The 17,498-nt window shown below is 54.8% G+C and carries 18 protein-coding genes; 9 read left to right on the forward strand and 9 right to left on the reverse strand.

Annotated features, from left to right (window positions below; all coding sequences use genetic code 11):
- Nucleotides 1-4 precede the first annotated feature (4 nt).
- Both IM300_RS06065 and eptA read right to left on the reverse strand, forming a co-directional pair.
- Complete coding sequence (locus IM300_RS06065; RefSeq protein WP_193035714.1) at nucleotides 5-604, reverse strand: TetR/AcrR family transcriptional regulator; 600 nt, start codon at nucleotides 602-604, stop codon at nucleotides 5-7.
- Between the two features lie 26 nt (nucleotides 605-630).
- Nucleotides 631-2,271 carry a phosphoethanolamine transferase EptA gene (gene eptA, locus IM300_RS06070; RefSeq protein ID WP_193035716.1) on the reverse strand — a complete coding sequence of 547 codons (1,641 nt, stop codon included), beginning with the start codon at nucleotides 2,269-2,271 and terminating at the stop codon, nucleotides 631-633.
- A gap of 147 nt (nucleotides 2,272-2,418) precedes the next feature.
- Between eptA and IM300_RS06075 the strand changes: the two genes are divergently transcribed.
- From IM300_RS06075 to sodC, 3 genes are all read left to right on the forward strand, one after another.
- A complete protein-coding gene (locus tag IM300_RS06075) occupies nucleotides 2,419-2,658 on the forward strand; it encodes a DUF1289 domain-containing protein (protein ID WP_063866994.1) in 240 nt (79 codons plus the stop codon).
- Nucleotides 2,659-2,706: 48 nt separating this feature from the next.
- Entirely contained in the window at nucleotides 2,707-3,603 is an 897-nt protein-coding gene (locus IM300_RS06080) for an aldo/keto reductase family oxidoreductase (protein WP_107535215.1), read from the forward strand.
- Between the two features lie 80 nt (nucleotides 3,604-3,683).
- On the forward strand, nucleotides 3,684-4,202 hold the full coding sequence (sodC, locus tag IM300_RS06085; protein WP_063866991.1) for a superoxide dismutase [Cu-Zn] SodC: 519 nt from the start codon (nucleotides 3,684-3,686) through the stop codon (nucleotides 4,200-4,202).
- Here sodC and IM300_RS06090 read toward each other — a convergent pair.
- Genes IM300_RS06090 through IM300_RS06100 form a run of 3 tightly spaced genes read right to left on the reverse strand, consistent with a single transcriptional unit; the run spans nucleotide 4,181 to nucleotide 7,313 of the window.
- Nucleotides 4,181-6,214 carry an FUSC family protein gene (locus IM300_RS06090; protein ID WP_193035718.1) on the reverse strand — a complete coding sequence of 678 codons (2,034 nt, stop codon included), beginning with the start codon at nucleotides 6,212-6,214 and terminating at the stop codon, nucleotides 4,181-4,183. The two genes, sodC and IM300_RS06090, sit on opposite strands and share 22 nt — an antisense overlap.
- A complete protein-coding gene (locus tag IM300_RS06095) occupies nucleotides 6,214-7,074 on the reverse strand; it encodes an HlyD family secretion protein (protein WP_063448921.1) in 861 nt (286 codons plus the stop codon). The genes IM300_RS06090 and IM300_RS06095 overlap by 1 nt, the downstream gene beginning before the upstream one ends.
- A gap of 2 nt (nucleotides 7,075-7,076) precedes the next feature.
- Complete coding sequence (locus IM300_RS06100; RefSeq protein WP_063866984.1) at nucleotides 7,077-7,313, reverse strand: DUF1656 domain-containing protein; 237 nt, start codon at nucleotides 7,311-7,313, stop codon at nucleotides 7,077-7,079.
- Between the two features lie 187 nt (nucleotides 7,314-7,500).
- Here IM300_RS06100 and slyA point away from each other — a divergent pair, with 187 nt between their 5' ends.
- Nucleotides 7,501-7,941 (forward strand): transcriptional regulator SlyA, encoded by a 441-nt coding sequence (gene slyA, locus IM300_RS06105; protein ID WP_193035720.1) that lies wholly within the window; start codon nucleotides 7,501-7,503, stop codon nucleotides 7,939-7,941.
- Nucleotides 7,942-7,979: 38 nt separating this feature from the next.
- Here the strand turns inward: slyA and IM300_RS06110 are convergent, their stop codons facing one another.
- Nucleotides 7,980-9,341 (reverse strand): GGDEF domain-containing protein, encoded by a 1,362-nt coding sequence (locus IM300_RS06110; protein ID WP_107535219.1) that lies wholly within the window; start codon nucleotides 9,339-9,341, stop codon nucleotides 7,980-7,982.
- 198 nt (nucleotides 9,342-9,539) lie between these two features.
- A complete protein-coding gene (gene slyB / locus IM300_RS06115; protein ID WP_063448917.1) occupies nucleotides 9,540-10,007 on the reverse strand; it encodes an outer membrane lipoprotein SlyB in 468 nt (155 codons plus the stop codon).
- Between the two features lie 255 nt (nucleotides 10,008-10,262).
- On the opposite strand from slyB, the gene anmK reads away from it, so the two are divergent.
- The 5 genes from anmK (at nucleotide 10,263) to pdxY (ending at nucleotide 14,845) form a co-directional block, all read left to right on the forward strand.
- Nucleotides 10,263-11,387: an anhydro-N-acetylmuramic acid kinase gene (gene anmK / locus IM300_RS06120; RefSeq protein WP_063866979.1), complete on the forward strand. Its 1,125-nt coding sequence runs from the start codon at nucleotides 10,263-10,265 to the stop codon at nucleotides 11,385-11,387.
- Nucleotides 11,388-11,474: 87 nt separating this feature from the next.
- A complete protein-coding gene (gene mliC / locus IM300_RS06125) occupies nucleotides 11,475-11,804 on the forward strand; it encodes a C-type lysozyme inhibitor (protein WP_107535221.1) in 330 nt (109 codons plus the stop codon).
- Between the two features lie 57 nt (nucleotides 11,805-11,861).
- Entirely contained in the window at nucleotides 11,862-12,518 is a 657-nt protein-coding gene (gene pdxH, locus IM300_RS06130) for a pyridoxamine 5'-phosphate oxidase (RefSeq protein ID WP_107535222.1), read from the forward strand.
- A 125-nt stretch (nucleotides 12,519-12,643) separates the two neighbouring features.
- The gene (gene tyrS / locus IM300_RS06135; protein WP_193035722.1) at nucleotides 12,644-13,918 is read left to right on the forward strand and encodes a tyrosine--tRNA ligase; all 1,275 of its coding nucleotides are present in this window, start codon (nucleotides 12,644-12,646) and stop codon (nucleotides 13,916-13,918) included.
- Between the two features lie 66 nt (nucleotides 13,919-13,984).
- A complete protein-coding gene (pdxY, locus tag IM300_RS06140) occupies nucleotides 13,985-14,845 on the forward strand; it encodes a pyridoxal kinase PdxY (RefSeq protein WP_063866973.1) in 861 nt (286 codons plus the stop codon).
- 60 nt (nucleotides 14,846-14,905) lie between these two features.
- Here the strand turns inward: pdxY and gstA are convergent, their stop codons facing one another.
- Complete coding sequence (gstA, locus tag IM300_RS06145) at nucleotides 14,906-15,511, reverse strand: glutathione transferase GstA (protein ID WP_063448912.1); 606 nt, start codon at nucleotides 15,509-15,511, stop codon at nucleotides 14,906-14,908.
- Nucleotides 15,512-15,616: 105 nt separating this feature from the next.
- On the reverse strand, nucleotides 15,617-17,125 hold the full coding sequence (gene dtpA / locus IM300_RS06150) for a dipeptide/tripeptide permease DtpA (protein WP_023299961.1): 1,509 nt from the start codon (nucleotides 17,123-17,125) through the stop codon (nucleotides 15,617-15,619).
- Nucleotides 17,126-17,498: the final 373 nt, after the last annotated feature.

A 17,498-nucleotide genomic window follows, 5' to 3' on the forward strand; every position in this document is an offset into this window, starting at 1 on the left:
CCGGCTACGCGCCGGGCGCCGTAATACAACGTTTCACATGCGCCAGCGCGCTTTCGAGCGGCACGGCACTGCGAGAAATTTTTGCTTGCAGGTTGGCGCCTAGCCAGAGGGAATAGAGCACCTGTGCCTGCGTGAGCGGATCGCCGGAGAAGGTGAGCGTTTGTTCATCGCGGCCTTTATCCAGCGCCTGAGCCAGCAGAGCGATAACGCCGCTGGCCCCTTTATCCATGGCGGTGCGCATATCTTCGGAAAGATCGCACACTTCGGCAGACAGTTTTACCGTCAGGCAACCGCTGATGATGCCCTGCTGACAGAACTGCGTCAGCGTTTCCTGATAGTAGTTCAGAATACGATCCCGGTAATTCCCTTCACCGCAGGCGAAGTGGGTTGCCAGGCGCTGATGATAGCTGGCGTAGTGCCGCTCCAGCATGGCCACGCCAAACGCCTCTTTGGATCGAAAATAGTGATAAAACGATCCCTTAGGCACTTCAGCGGTTTTTAACAACTCGCTCAGCCCCATACCGGTAAACCCGCGATGCATGCAAAGGCGCTCGCCGGTAGCCAGTAAATGTTCGCGCGTATCGTGTTCTGTGTGTCTGCTCATGCCTTCACTCTAATAGACCGTTCGGTCTAATGCAAGTCAGCCTGGCGTCGACATTGCGACATAATATCCAGCTGTGGTTGGTAAACCGTTGATTTCACGTCCATCATGCCCAGCACGGTGGCGAACAAATTATCCTGCGAAACCGCATCTTTTGCAGCATGGGCGCGCAGGCAGTCCGGGCTTACGCCAAAGTTTTTCACGTAATCCGGGGAGAGCCAGAACATGAACGGAATATGCGTTTGCTGCTCCGGGGCCAGCATATACGGCGTGCCGTGCAGATAAATACCGCTTTCGCCGAGGGACTCACCGTGATCGGAGAGGTAAATCAGCGCCGTATTCATACTGGCCTGCCGGGCTTTCAGCGCGTCGATGGTTCGGCTGAGGACGCTGTCGGTATACAGAATCGAGTTGTCATAGGTATTGATCAGCGACTGATGATCGCAATCCTGAATTTCATTGGTATCGCACGTCGGCGTGAATTTCCGGAAGCTGTCCGGGTAACGGTTGTAATAGGCCGGGCCGTGGCTCCCCATCAGGTGAATAACAAGAACCGTGTCCTGCTTCAGACCATTCAGCACGTTATCCAGACGGTACATGTTGACATCGTCCAGACAGGATTTGTCCTTACAGAACCGATCCAGTTTCCACTGCGTCATGTCCGTATGCGGCACGCGGTTACAGGCACCCTTGCACCCGCCGTCATTGTCGCGCCACAGCAGGTTGAATCCGGCGTGGTTAAGCACATCAAGCAGACCTTCCTGATGGTGGGCGAGGTCAGCGTCATATTTTTTCCGCGTCATGCCGGAGAACATGCAGGGGACGGAAACGGCGGTTTCCGTGCCGCAGGAAGTTGCCTGTGGGAAGTTGATGACATCCTGCTTTTTCAGCTCGGGGTTAGTTTCACGCGGGTAACCATTTAACGAGTAGTTTGCGGCGCGGGAGGCTTCGCCCACCACCAGAACCAGCACGGTTTTCTTGTGCTGGCCGGAAATCAGCGCGCCTTTATGGGCATCCTCGCCGATGCGGACCAGCGTCTGGTCGCCGGCAAACCAGCGCATTTCGCTGTACTTCACTATGGCGCTGACGTAATTCGCGGGCGTGACCATTTTCACGATGCTTTTATTATTGCGGAACAGCGAAGCGTAGTCTTTATAGAATACCGCCGCGACCAGGATAATCACCAGCAGCGCGCCGAGCATGGCGGCGAAACGCGTCAGCAGGGCATACCACCATTTTCCGCTTCGAATGCGCGTCAGGGCTAACACGATGGAAGGAACCAGACCTGCCACGACCAGCCACAGGAGCATCTGCGGCGTCACCAGGGCTGTCGCTTCCTGAGAGTTAGTCTCGAATACGTTCACCATCATGTTCTGATCGATAACCGCGCCATAGGTATACATAAAATACGTCGCGGCGGCGCATCCTATGGTCAGGACAATCATGAGCGGCTTGCGAATGTAGGGAATATTCAGCAGGCTAAAAACAATGACCCAGCCGCAGAACAGTACCAGCGGCACGCTGGCGGCAAAAAGCACGTCGTGCAGACGGGCAGGTGCGATAATCGACCAGCTACGCTGAATAAACAGCGCATTTAACACGGTGAAAAAAAGCGCACAGGCCAGGGTAAATTTTATATCGTTACAGCGTAACTTTTTAGCAAGCCACATGATGATTCAACCATTCGTTATATCAATGCGACGAGTATAAGAAGCGAAGATTAGCGAAACCTTAATGCCCCGTTTGTGGGGAACACCCTTGCATGCAGGCCAATTAGAGTCTTCACTGTAGGGAATGATGGCGTTGTGGAGGTGGGTGTGGCAGAGCAACTGGAATTTTTCCCTGTCCAGAGCCCGTGCCGGGGTATTTGTCAGGTTGATGAAAAAGGGTACTGCCGCGGGTGCATGCGCACGCGCGATGAACGTTTTAACTGGCAAAACTTCAGCGACGCGCAAAAGCAGGAGGTCTTACGACTCTGTCGACAGCGGCTGCTGCGTAAAATTCGCGCAAACAAAGCGGTAGAAACCGAAGAACCTCAGCAACCCTCACTGTTTTAGCAAGGTAATTGCGTATACTGGTGACATGACTTCCTTGAGGAAAATGTTATGGTTCAGCGTATTACCCTTGCCCCGCAGGGCCCGGAATTCTCCCGATTTGTAATGGGCTACTGGCGCCTGATGGACTGGAATATGTCTCCCGTCCAGCTGGCGAACTTTATTGAAGAGCATCTCGATCTCGGGATCACTACCGTCGATCACGCTGATATTTATGGCGGCTATCAGTGCGAGGCTGCCTTTGGCGAAGCGCTGAAGCGGGTGCCGGCGCTGCGTGAACGTATGGAGATTGTGACCAAATGCGGTATTGCCACCACGGCAAAACCGGAGCATGCCCTCGGACATTACATCACCGACAGCGCGCATATCGTTAAAAGCGCCGAGCAGTCGCTGGTCAACCTCGCCACCGATCGTATCGACCTGCTGCTGATCCACCGTCCCGATCCGTTGATGGATGCGGATGAGGTTGCGGAAGCGTTCCTGACGCTGCACCAGAGCGGTAAAGTGCGTCATTTCGGCGTGTCTAACTTCACACCGGCACAGTTTACGCTGTTGCAGTCTCGTCTGCCGTTTACGCTGGCGACGAACCAGGTGGAGATCTCGCCTGTTCACCAGCCGCTGCTGCTGGACGGAACGCTCGATCAGCTGCAACAGTTACGCATTCGTCCGATGGCCTGGTCTTGTCTCGGCGGCGGTCGCCTGTTTAACGATGAGGCCTTCCAGCCGCTGCGTAACGAGCTTGAAACCGTGGCCCGCGAACTGAATGCGGAAAGCATTGAGCAGGTGGTTTACGCCTGGATCCTGCGCCTGCCGTCTAAACCGCTGCCCATTATCGGCTCCGGCAAAATTGAGCGCGTACGCGCTGCGCTGGTGGCTGAAGAGCTGGATATGTCGCGTCAGCAGTGGTTCCGCATCCGCAAGGCGGCTCTGGGCTACGACGTACCCTGAGTGCGCGGAGTCTGACTTTCCGGTGAAATCTGCGCCTCTGGTATAGACTTAAGGTGCAAAAAATAACCCGTGGAGGTCATATGAAGCGTTTTGCTCTGGCAGTGGTCACGCTGGTTGTTTGCGCAGGAGCGCAGGCAGCCAGCGAAGAAGTTGAAATGAATCTCGTCACTTCTCAGGGAGTAGGCCAGTCCATCGGGACGGTGAAAATCACCGAAACCGATAAAGGGCTGGAATTTGCACCCGATCTCAAGGCTCTTCCACCCGGCGAGCACGGTTATCACGTCCATGCCAAGGGCAGCTGTCAACCCGCAATGAAAGAGGGCAAACCAACAGCGGCGGAAGCCGCAGGGGGACATCTGGATCCGCATAACTCCGGCAAGCATGAAGGTCCTGAAGGCATGGGGCACCTCGGCGATCTGCCGGTGCTGGTGGTGAATAACGACGGTAAAGCTACCGATCCCGTTGTTGCGCCACGCCTGAAAAAGCTTGACGAGGTCAAAGGCAAAGCGCTGATGATCCACGTGGGCGGCGATAACATGTCCGATCAGCCTAAACCGCTGGGCGGCGGCGGGGCGCGCTATGCCTGCGGCGTGATCTGATCGCCAATCGTTCCGGGTGGCGGCGCCTGTTCAAGCTGTGACAGGGAGCAGTGCAGCCGCCAGATAATGGACGCCAGGTCGCGGGCCGCTGGCAGGTGATGGCGCGCCAGCACGTCGCAAATACGCTGAAGCTCGACCAGCGTGACGCTAAGGGGGCGTTGCTGAACCCCGCGCTCGCTCATCACATCGCGGAGCATGGAAATACAATTATCACGAACCTGCGCCAGCGGGTCGGAACGCGTCTCCCAGGCGCGTAACTGCCATACCACGTGCGAACAATTCAGCAGAACCACGCCCCAGCGCAGTAGCCAGCGTCGGGAGAGGGAATCCTTGCTGTTGTTCAGCTGGCTGACGTGATGGTAAACCAGTGATTCATACTCGCTTTCGCGCAGGTGTGGCCTGCGGCTCAGCTGATCCACGAAACCTCTGCGTAACTCCCGGATATGCCTGCGGCTTTTACGCGCGTCAGAGCCCGGGCGTAAGACAGCGAAGGCCAGCCACGCCAGTCCTACGCCGAGGATCTTCGCCAGGTTGTCATTGAGAAACTCGGCGTAATCGTACACCGGCGGATTTGTCACCGAAATAAAGGAGCCCATAAAGACAATCAGTTGTCCCCACAGGCCGGCCAGTTTAGGCATTTGCAGCTTAAGCAGCTGCATGGTGGTTAACAGCGGAAACAGGAACAGCAGGAACTGCCACAGGTCGCTTATCTGCACCATCAAACCGAACTTAACTATAAAGCTGAACAGCGAGAGCAGCACCAGGGTGCGCATCAGGAGCGTCAGGGAGTTGAACGGGGAGGCCGCCACGGAATAGAGCACGCAGCTGATGGCGGCGAGGGTGAGCGCCGCGCTGCCCGCTTCCCACTGGGTGGTAATGGCCCATGCGCCAACCAGCATCAGCGCGCAAAAGGTGCGAAATCCGCTCCACAGCGCTTCCATCGCATCAGTATGGCGCGCCAGAGCAGGGCTACCGGGAACGGAAAATTCGGTGACGGGGGTAGCATTTTCGACGGCTTTTAACCAGCGGCTGCTGCGCAGATACAGGCGGCAAAAATAGTTCAGACGCTGCCAGAAGGCGCGGTGCCGATAGTCATATTCATCCGTTGGGGCGAGCGGGGCGATAATGCGGGCCACGGTATAGATATCGGCATCCGGACGCGCAAGGGTGGCGAGCAGCGCCTCGATAACCTCCCGGGTATGCGCGGGCGGTGCAGGCCAGTTCAGCAACATCCGGCGCAGGCTTGAGATCGCACTCGTCATCCGCAATTGCTGATGCAGCAAATAGTTAAGCAGCGTGTTCTGACGGCGAAAACGGTAGTGGCTCCAGAAAGCCTGGATGCGCAGCAGGTTCATGGTCAGGATCTGGCCGATAACTTTTTCATGCGCGATACGGATATCATCGTTAGTATCAGGCTGCCAGAGCAGGCTGGCATGTTCCAGCAAACGCGCGTGCATCGTTTTAAGGGCGGTGATGAGCGCGGTGCCATCTGAGGTGCTGGGCAGGATCATCATCATGACGCCCCCGCACAGAATGCCGACCATCACTTCACACACGCGTGCCTGGGCGATATCCCACAGCTCGGTGGTATCCAGCACGTTAACGACCGGAAAGGCGATAATGGCCGCGGTGTAACCCGCCAGCTGAAAGGCGTAGGCAACGTTATTGGTAAAATGGGCGCAGGCCCAGGTGCACAGCCCCAGCCATGCCGACATGCTTAACAGAAAGAGCCAGGGATCGTTCAGGGTATGGCCGGCAAGGAGCAACGCGGCGGTCGCTCCCAGCAGGCTACCCGCCACGCGCCCGAGGCTTTTACTGATAACGCCACCGACGGTCGGGAAGCTGACGACCGCCGCAGAGGTCATCGCCCAGTAGGGCTCATCCAGATTCAGGTAATAGGCAACCGTAAGCGCAAGGCACATTGCGATGCCGTTGCGCAGCGCGTAACGCCACTGCGGGCGCGTCGCTTTTATCCAGGGCGTATTGCGCCAGGAGAAAGCCCCCAGGTTCATCACCGCGACCCGATGGAGACGGTGCAGGTTGTGCCTGAGACCAGGGTAATGTCTTTCGGCAGTTGATCAAACTCGACGCGAACAGGGACTCGCTGAGCCAGACGCACCCACGGCACGTTGGGTTTGATATCGGGCACCAGGCCCGAGTCGGTTTCGACGCTCTGATCGTAAATCGCCCGGCCTATGCTGCCAACGTGACCCTGTAACGTCTCTGCGCCGCTGTAGAGCGTGATCCGGGCAGGTGCGCCCTCGCGAATATGGCGCAGCTTGGTCTCTTCAAAATAACCCACAACATAGAAAGAGTGGCTATCGACGAGGGCGAAGACCGGCTGTCCTGTGGTGGCGTAATCACCTACGCGGGTAGACAGGCTCGTTACCCATCCATCCACCGGGGCTTTAACCACCGTCTGGGTCAGCTGCCACTCGGCCTGTTTCAGGGTTGCCTCTGCAACCTTCAGGCTGGCCTGCATGGTTTTAACATTGATATTGGCGGTGTCGAGATCTTCCGCAGAAATGTAGTTTCTCGACAGGTGTCGGCGACGGTCGGCTTCGTTATTGGCTTTTGCCAGATCGGACTGAGCCTTAGCGAGCTGCGCCTGGGCATTAAGAACCGCAATGTGGAAAGGGGTCTCATCGATGCGGAATAACACATCGCCTGCGTGAACGAACTGATTATCCTTCACCAGTAGCGCGCTGATACTGCCGGATACCTGAGGCGTGATGCTGACCTGTTCTGCACGAACCTTACCATCGCGCGTCCAGGGCGACTGCATGTAATAATTCCAGAGCCACCAGCCGGCCAGCAGCGCCAGGGCTAAAACGAAAAGAGTGGAAAAGTATTTTAATGTTTTCAATGACATTCTCACCACACGGTTAACACGGCAAGGCCAAGACAGACGGAGAGGGTAAACAGGGAGAGATCCATCAACATCGGGTGCCAGATTTCACCGGAATACATCCAGTCGCGCAGCAGGCGATGCGCAATGAGCCAGATCACAAAACCCACCATCACGGCTTTAAACAGTGGCGGAAAGTAGACCGATGCGCCAACAATCAGATCCTGGAGGGGCAACCCTGCGGAGGGGGAAAAGAACGTCACAAGCAGCGATCCTTTGCAGTGGGGTAAGGGCCACAAGGGCATGTTTCAATGCGATGGCGCATTACAGTTCAGTGTAAATCATCGTTTCAGGAATGATGAATACCGTGATTGCATTTGTTTTGGCAATACAAATACTGCAAACTATTCTAAAATCACTATAATCACTTAGCAAGCTAATTATAAGGAGATGAAATTGGAATCGCCATTAGGTTCTGATCTGGCAAGGTTGGTACGCATCTGGCGTGCTCTGATTGACCATCGCCTGAAACCTCTGGAACTCACGCAGACGCACTGGGTTACGCTGCATAATATTCATCAGCTCCCGCCCGACCAGTCACAGATCCAACTGGCAAAAGCGATTGGCATTGAGCAGCCGTCACTGGTGCGTACCCTTGACCAGCTGGAAGAGAAGGGACTCATCTCCCGACAAACCTGCGCCAGCGACCGTCGCGCCAAGCGGATCAAATTGACGGAAAAAGCGGCCCCGATTATTACTGAGATGGAAACCGTCATCAGTAAGACGCGAGGGGAGATCCTGTCCGGTATTTCCCCCGCAGAGCTGGAGATGCTGATCGGACTCATCGCCCGTCTTGAGCAGAATATCAACGATCTGCAAGCCCGCGACTGACCGAAAGAAAAGGCCTTGTGAATCCAGGGCCTTTATTATTATCTGAACACCACCACCCGGTTTCGCCCCGTCTCTTTTGCCTCGTACATGGCTTTATCCGCGCTCTCCACGCAGGTTTCCGCACTGGTTTCTGGCGACGTTGCGGTGAATACGCCCATGCTGATGGTAATGGGCTCCGGCAGATGACCACCGCTGCTGGCTTTATCAAACCCGCTCAGCTTGAGGCGAATGCGCTCGGCTACCTGCCGTGCGGCGTCTGAAGGGGTATTGGTCAGCATCAGCACAAACTCTTCACCGCCGATTCGGGCCGCGATATCCTGGGGGCGCACGGAATCCGTCAGCAGATTAGAGACAAACTGTAAAACCTTATCCCCCTGCAAATGCCCGTAACAGTCGTTGATGCGCTTGAAACGGTCAAGGTCGCTTACCACCACCGATACCGGATGTGCCTCCGTTGCCGAGCTGAGGGCGTAATTTAACGAATCGTAAAAATAGCTGCGATTATAAAGACGGGTAAGCGGGTCGCGGATTGAATTTTGATAAGACTGCTGATATTTCACGTGCGAATCACGATACAAATTAAAGACGTCGGAAAGTAAAATGAAAATAATCATTAACGTCGCGACGGTTTCGAATAACCGTGCGCGATACCATGAAACATCTTCCGCGTGTCCGCCTAACAACAGCATTAACAGCGTGACGACATAACAGACGCATAAAAAATTGCCGCCGATCCAGAACAAATTTCTTATCCGGGTTACGGCCATCAGGGTGATTAAGGTGATAACCCAAAGAATGACCAAAATGATATTGATGGTCTGGCTCCAGAGAACCATAAACTTCCGGGTTTCATTATCCACAAGATCCAGGGTTAGCATCGTGGAATAGCTGGAATAGAACCACGCCAGCCCGAGCATGCAGCCCGTAAAGAGCGTCGACCCGGCGACAATGCCGATGTGGGCGCTTCGTGAAAGGGGGGAAGCGCGAAGCGTATACAGCAATACTGAGGCCATCATCAGTACCGCCATTAAGAGGTGGCGGAACATATAAAAGATCATCGCGTCATTATAGTTCGCCTCGTTGAACTGATAGAGATCCAGCCAGGCCGGAAAGCTGGACAGCGTACCCACCATCAGCAGTGCAGAACCGGCAAAGGCCAACGCAATCGGAACGAGATATAACCGTTTTTTATCGCACCAGTATTTCATTGCCATAAAACAGGCGATAAACAGATGGAATACCAGGAGAAATATCGTGAGCGTAGGGAAAAATAGCGGAGAGAATGAAGGAACCCATTCAACAAGCTTTATAAAAAAACCTTGTAATAGAGCAATGATAACAATGCACCCAAGTGCGAAGGCAACAAAGCGGTTCTTAACAAATCGACAGATCGCAAGCATAGAATTTTAAAAAAAGTAAAAAGAGGAAAAAAGAGAATCAGACGAGTCTAAAGGAGAGAAGTAAAAGATACTTTGCGCAGGAACAATTTCAGATGAAATTAATTATTCACCGTGTGAATGTGTTTTTATAAATATATTTTTTAAAATGATATTTTTTGTAAAGGGATGCGGCCCGAGGGGACCGCATCCAGCGGGATATTAACGCGGGGAGACGGTGACCTGGCTGCCGTTGCTTGCCAGAACCACGCGCTGGCCAGCAGAGAAGCGGGTGTTACCCTGTTTCTGCACAACCATAATGGTGCTGCCATCGTCTTTACGGATTTCCAGCTCAACGCCCTGGGTTTTGTTCATCGCACCCTGAACGCCCTGACCCGCTACGCCGCCGGCCACTGCGCCCGCCGCGGTAGCCAGAGAACGACCGGTGCCGCCGCCAATGGTGTTACCCAGGAAACCACCCAGTACAGCACCACCAATAGCGCCCACAACGTTCGTGTCATCGCCACCCTGAATCTGAACAGGACGGGCATTAACGATAGTACCGTATGTCACGTTCTGTACCTGTTTAGCTTCAGAAGCACTATATACGTCGCCGGAGAGTGAATTGTCGTTCACACAACCCGCCAGTGTTAAACCAATCAGCGAAACGCCCATTACACGTAAAATCATTTGACTCTCCTGTTCACCAAAAAACGCCCGGACGGGGCATCCGTTATGGCTAAATTATATGGCATTCCTGACCACACTTCCTAACTTTGCATGCCGAATAAATAAATTTTACTGGAACGTGGCTTAACGGAACATAAACAAAAGCCGCCTGCGTTACAGGCCTGAGATTGTTAAAAATTATTATCACCGCATAGCAAAGCAGCGTTATTTATGGTGGAGTGGTTGCACTTAGCCCACGTAACGTAAGGAAAGCGCATGAAATCGGGTCGCTATATCGGTGTGATGTCTGGTACCAGTCTCGACGGTGTGGATGTCGTTCTGGCTGCCATTGATGAAAACATGGTGGCGCAGCAGGCAAGCCTGAGCTGGCCTATTCCGGTCTCGTTAAAAGAAGAGATTCTGAATATCTGCCAGGGGCAACAGCTGACGCTTTCCCAGCTGGGCCAGCTGGATGTGCGTCTGGGGGCACTGTTTGCTGATGCGGTCCTGGCCCTGATGCAGCAAGAAAGACTTCACCCGCAGGATATCGTGGCGATAGGCTGCCATGGGCAGACCGTCTGGCATGAACCAGTCGGCGAGGCGCCGCACACGATGCAAATTGGCGATAACAACCAGATTGTGGCGAAAACCGGCGTGACGGTCGTGGGCGATTTCCGACGTCGGGATATGGCCCTAGGAGGGCAGGGCGCGCCGCTGGTGCCGGCCTTTCACCAGGCGCTGCTGGCGCACCCGGTGGAGCGCAGAATGGTCCTGAACATTGGCGGGATCGCCAACCTGTCGATGCTCATTCCCGGGCAGCCCGTACGTGGATACGATACCGGACCCGGCAATATGCTGATGGATGCCTGGATCTGGCGTCAGAGCGGTAAACCCTACGACAAAGACGCGCAGTGGGCCAGCCAGGGTAAAGTGATCCTTCCGTTGCTGCAAACCCTGTTAAGCGATCCTTTCTTTGCCCTGCCAGCGCCGAAAAGCACGGGGCGAGAGTATTTCAACTACGGCTGGCTTGAACGTCAGCTGGCGCGCTTCCCCGGCCTGGCGCCTCAGGATGTTCAGGCCACGCTGACCGAGCTTACCGCCGTGTCGATTTCTGAACAGGTGTTGCTCAGCGGCGGGTGCGAGCGTCTGCTGGTATGCGGGGGCGGCAGCCGTAACCCGCTCCTGATGGCGCGCCTCGCCGCCCTGCTGCCGGGCACTGAAGTCACCACCACTGATGAAGCCGGGATCAGCGGAGACGATATGGAAGCCCTGGCCTTCGCCTGGCTTGCCTGGCGCACGGTTGCCGGTCTGCCGGGGAATTTACCGTCCGTCACCGGTGCGCGGGAGGCGAGTGTCCTCGGGGCCATTTTCCCCGCAAACCCACGCCATAATCAGAGTTAACTGAAATTCAGCGCCAGACGTAACCCGTAAAATAGGGAAAAACAGGAGGGCGGCTACGCCCTCCAGGACCAGGATAGTCTTCGGAATTTGCCCATGAAAAAACTTCTTCTCATTGCTGTGCCTTTTCTTATGACCGGATGCAGCGTCTATAACCAGTTCGTCGAGCGTATGCAGACCGATACGCTGGAATACCGTTGTGATGAAAAACCGCTGACGGTGAAGCTCAACAACACGCGTCAGGAAGCCAGCTTTATTTATGACAATAAACTGTTGACGCTGAAGCAGGGAATGTCGGCCTCCGGTGCGCGCTACTCTGACGGGATCTATGTCTTCTGGTCGAAAGGTGACAGCGCCACCGTTTACAAGCGAGACCGCATTGTGCTGAACAATTGTCAGCTTGAAAATCCGAAGCGTTGAGATTTTTAAAGGGGGCGCGCACAATAGCGCCACCTAATCTCACTTTCAGCTAACGCCATGTCAGATAACGACGAACTACAGCAAATTGCGCATCTGCGCCGTGAATACACCAAAGGCGGGCTGCGCCGCCAGGATCTTCCCGCTGAACCGCTGGTGCTTTTTGAACGCTGGCTGAAGCAGGCCTGCGAAGCGAAACTGGCCGACCCGACGGCGATGGTGGTTGCGACGGTTGATGAAAATGGTCAACCGTATCAACGCATCGTACTGCTCAAGCATTATGACGAGAAAGGGCTGGTGTTCTACACCAACCTTGGCAGCCGCAAAGCTCACCATCTGGAAAATAATCCGCGTATTAGCCTGCTTTTCCCGTGGCATATGCTGGAGCGTCAGGTAATGGTCACCGGCAAGGCGGAGCGCCTCTCTACGCTCGACGTGGTGAAATATTTCCACAGCCGCCCGCGTGACAGTCAGATCGGCGCCTGGGTCTCTAAACAGTCCAGCCGAATCTCGGCCCGCGGCGTACTGGAGAGTAAATTCCTCGAACTCAAACAGAAGTTTCAGCAGGGTGAAGTGCCGCTGCCGAGTTTCTGGGGCGGGTTCCGCATTCCTGTTGAGCAAATGGAGTTCTGGCAGGGCGGTGAACACCGTCTCCACGACCGCTTTTTATACCAGCGCGACAACGGTGGCTGGAAAATAGACCGACTGGCGCCGTAAACCCTGAAATTTGTTGTGTTAAGCGCTAGCGCACACCGCGCTGGCGCTTTATTCTATGTACCTTTCGCACCAGGCGAAAAGTCGTGTACCGGCAAAGGTGCAGTCGTTTATACATGGAGAATTTGATGGCAAGCAGTAACTTGATTAAACAATTGCAAGAGCGGGGCCTCGTGGCTCAGGTGACGGACGAAGAAGCGTTAGCAGAGCGACTGGCGCAAGGCCCGATCGCGCTCTATTGCGGCTTCGATCCTACCGCTGACAGCTTGCATTTGGGGCATCTTGTTCCGTTGTTATGCCTGAAACGCTTCCAGATGGCCGGCCACAAGCCTGTCGCGCTGGTTGGCGGCGCGACCGGTCTGATTGGCGACCCCAGTTTCAAAGCCGCTGAGCGTAAGCTGAATACCGAAGACACCGTTCAGGAGTGGGTGGACAAGATCCGTAAACAGGTTGCACCGTTCCTCGATTTCGACTGTGGTGACAACGCTGCGATTGCGGCGAACAACTACGACTGGTTTGGTGGCATGAACGTGCTGACGTTCCTGCGCGACATCGGTAAACACTTCTCTGTTAACCAGATGATTAACAAGGAAGCGGTCAAGCAGCGTCTTAACCGTGACGATCAGGGCATCTCTTTCACCGAGTTCTCCTACAACCTGTTGCAGGGCTATGACTTCGCCTGCCTGAACAAGCTGCACGGCGTCTCTCTGCAAATTGGCGGTTCCGACCAGTGGGGTAATATCACCTCCGGTATCGATCTGACCCGTCGCCTTCATCAGAATCAGGTGTTTGGTCTGACCGTGCCGCTGATCACTAAAGCAGACGGTACCAAGTTCGGTAAGACCGAAGGCGGTGCGGTATGGCTCGATCCGAAGAAAACCAGCCCGTACAAATTCTACCAGTTCTGGATCAACACGGCGGATGCCGATGTCTATCGCTTCCTGAAGTTCTTCACCTTTATGGATATCGAAGAGATCAAGGCGCTGGAAGAAGAAGACAAGAACAGCGGTAAAGCACCGCGCGCCCAGTACGTGCTGGCGGACGAAGTGACCAAACTGGTTCACGGCGAAGAAGGTCTGGCGGCGGCGAAACGCATCACGGCGAGCCTGTTCAACGGCACCTTGAGCGATTTAAGCGAAGCGGATTTCGAACAGCTGGCGCAGGATGGCGTACCGATGGTGGAGATGGAAAAAGGCGCCGATCTGATGCAGGCGCTGGTCGACTCCGAGCTCCAGCCGTCTCGCGGTCAGGCGCGTAAAACCATCGCCTCTAACGCGATCACCATCAACGGTGAGAAACAGGCCGATCCGGAATACACCTTTACCGACAACGACCGTCTGTATGGTCGCTACACGCTGCTGCGTCGCGGTAAGAAAAACTACTGCCTGGTCTGCTGGAAGTAATTAAAAGTATGCAGGGGCGTGGGAAACCACGCCCCTTTTGTTTTGACAGGGTTTGGTAAGTACAAGATGAAGAACATCCTCGCCATTCAGTCCCACGTTGTTTTTGGACATGCTGGCAACAGCGCTGCGGAATTCCCAATGCGCCGCCTCGGGGCCAACGTCTGGCCCCTCAATACCGTCCAGTTCTCGAATCACACCCAGTACGGTAAATGGACCGGCTGCGTGATGCCGCCGTCGCATCTGACGGAAATCGTTCAGGGCATTGCGGATATCGACCAGCTTAAACGCTGCGATGCTGTACTGAGCGGCTATCTGGGCTCGGCGGAGCAGGGGGAGCATATCCTCGGCATCGTGCGCCAGGTGAAAGCGGCTAACCCTGCGGCGAAATATTTCTGCGATCCGGTGATGGGCCATCCTGAAAAGGGCTGCATCGTAGCGCCGGGCGTTGCGGAGTTTCATGTCCGTCATGCGCTGCCCGCCAGCGATATTATTGCGCCCAACCTGATTGAACTGGAGATCCTGAGCGAGCATCCGGTTAACAGCGTAGAAGAGGCTGTAAGCGCTTCTCGCGAGCTGATCGCGCAGGGGCCAGAGATTGTACTGGTTAAACACCTGGCACGCGCAGGATTGAGCCAGGACCGTTTTGAGATGCTGCTGGTGACGAAGGACGAAGCCTGGCATATCAGTCGACCGCTGGTGGATTTCGGTACACGTCAGCCCGTCGGGGTCGGTGATGTGACCAGCGGTTTACTGCTGGTGAAGCTCTTACAGGGCGCGAGCCTGCGCGACGCGCTGGAGCACGTGACGGCAGCCGTTTATGAAATCATGATTGCGACGAAGACGATGCAGGAATATGAGCTACAGGTGGTTGCGGCGCAGGATCGTATCGCGAAGCCGGAGCACTATTTCAGCGCCACACGGTTATAACCGTCCAGAGTTCGTAGGCCGGGTAAGCGTCAGCGCCACCCGGCAACACAAGCCACTTGGTTAATTCAGTCCTTCCGCTTTCAGCGCCGCAGCAACCGCAGGACGCTCCGCCACGCGCGCCATATATGACGCAATATGATCTAACCCGTCCATGTTCAGCTTAACCGCGCGCGCCCAGCGCAGAACGGTAAACAGATACGCATCGGCGATGGTGAAACGCGAGCCCCCGATCCACTGGTCGTCTTTCAGCGCGTCGTTGATGTACTGTAATTTTTTCTCCAGCAGCATGCGTACGGTGGGTTTGTACTCTTCCGGCGTGTCCGGGCGGAACAGAGGTGTAAAGCCTTTGTGCAGTTCGGTGGCAATATAGTTAAGCCACTCCAGCGTCTTATAGCGCGCAATGCTGCCGGTGGGGGCAAGGAGCTGACGATCCGGTACGTTGTCCGCCAGGAATTGCATAATCGCCACGCCTTCGGTCAGCAGGGTGCCATCATCCAGCAGCAGGGCCGGAACCTGCCCTTTTGGGTTAATCGCAAAAAAGTCATCCCCGTTTTCCAGGCGCTTTTTCATCAGGTCAACGCCGTCCAGCGTGAAATCCTTACCGCTCTCGCGAAGGGTGATATGCGAAGCAAGAGAGCAGGCGCCCGGTTTATAGAACAGTTTCATCGGTAACTCCTTTTTGCTGAGGTTCCCGCTATGTTAGTGCGCGTTCGGATAAAAAAAAAGCCGCTAATCAATTAGCGGCTTCTGTTCAGTCGTTTCCCGATGACATTACGCGTTCGCGGTGTTGGTCGCTTTAGCGGATTTGTCGTCGTCCTGCGTCATACGATTGAGTTTAGGTGCGGTCAGCAGCATCAGCACGGCAATCACGGCGGTCGCGATACCAATTTGCATGAACACGGTGCCGTAGACGTTCAGGGAGACCAGCGGGTCGGTAACGTTGTCCGGTACCGCCATCAGGTTCGCAATCTTACCTGCAATGATCGCTGCACCCGCGGTAGTCAGGAACCAGCTACCCATGATGAAGCCCATCAGACGCTGAGGAACCAGTTGTGCAACCATTGCCAGGCCCAGACCGGAGATCATCAGCTCACCGATAGACTGCAACGCATAGCTCAGGATCAACCAGTTAACAGAAACGATACCCGCATCGGTCGCGAATTTCGTCCCCAGCGGCAGCACCAGGAACGCGCCAGAGCACAGCACCATACCGATAGCGAACTTGTGCGGCATCGGCAGACGGTCACCCATCTTGTTATAGATAGCGGCCAGAATCGGGCTACCAATCATGATCCAGAACGGGTTCAGTGCCTGATACTGCTCCGGCTCGAACGCGATACCCAGGATGGAGTGTTCAACGTTGCGGATAGCGAAGAAGTTCAGAGACGTTGGCATCTGGCTGTACAGAACGAAGAAGATAATCGCTTCCAGCATCAGGATGAACGCCACAATCATCTTACGACGTGCCGCACCCTGCATCGCGAAGGCTTCTTTAGCGAAGATGATCACGATACCCAGCGCAACCACGGCCAGTACGGCACGCGCGATACCCTGGTTGTGCAGCAGCCAGGTGGCAACAGCGGCCAGAATCACAATGCCGACGATGGTTGCCAGCAGTTTGCCCATATGCACGGGTTCGAAGTCTGGTTTAGAACCATAATCTTTAACCCAGCTACGGCAGAACAGGAAGTTCACAACGGTGATCAGCATACCCACGAAGCTCAGCGCAAACGCTACGCTCCAGCCGAATTTCGCGGCCAGCCATGGGGTTGCCAGCATAGAGAAGAATGAACCGATGTTGATGGACATGTAGTACATGGTGAATGCACCGTCCAGACGCGGATCATCTTTGTTGTAGCAGGTAGAAAGCAGAGAGGACGGGTTAGCCTTAAAGAGGCCGTTACCTACCGCGATGGTGGCCATGCCCATATATACCACGCCCGCATCGTGCCCGGACCATGCAACCAGACCATAGCCAATCGCCAGAACCACGGCGCCCAGCATAATCACGCGTTTCGTACCGAGGACTTTATCGCCTAACCAGCCGCCGATAGCGACCAGGCCATAGACCAGAGCACTGAAGGACGAGAACAGCGTGATGGAATCGGCTTCGGACATACCCAGTTGCTTCACCAGGTAAACGGCCATAATCCCTTGCAGGCCGTAGTAGCCAAAACGCTCCCATAATTCGATAGAGAAAATGAGATAGAACGCTTTAGGCTGTTTGAAAGCGTTCAGACTTACGCTTTCATCTGTTGGTTTATTGTTTGCAGTCGACACATATACCTCTTTTTTTACATCCCATATTAACGGGGGTGTTCATAGCGTGATGACCGTAGTCCATCCGCTTTATAGTTATATTGGGAGGGGAAACGGCGGGTAATGTTCACTATCCAGCCCCATCTGGCAATACGTTTGTAATAATCTGTTACATATAACTGCGGCGGTATATTCATCGGTTCACGCAAATGTTATGCAGCGTTAAATTTCATCCGTTGGGAATTGTTGGTTTTTTTCACTGTAAATGACCCTGTTTAATGGCTGTATGGCGATATGTTCTGCTATTTTGGGCAAATGGCAGTGATATAGCCCATATTCTGAAAAATGACTGGTCTTATGTGCGGTGTGGAGTCGATGAGATCTTGTCTGGCTA

Source organism: Enterobacter cloacae complex sp. I2, assembly GCF_014896205.1.
GTDB classification, from domain to species: Bacteria; Pseudomonadota; Gammaproteobacteria; order Enterobacterales; family Enterobacteriaceae; genus Enterobacter; species Enterobacter quasihormaechei.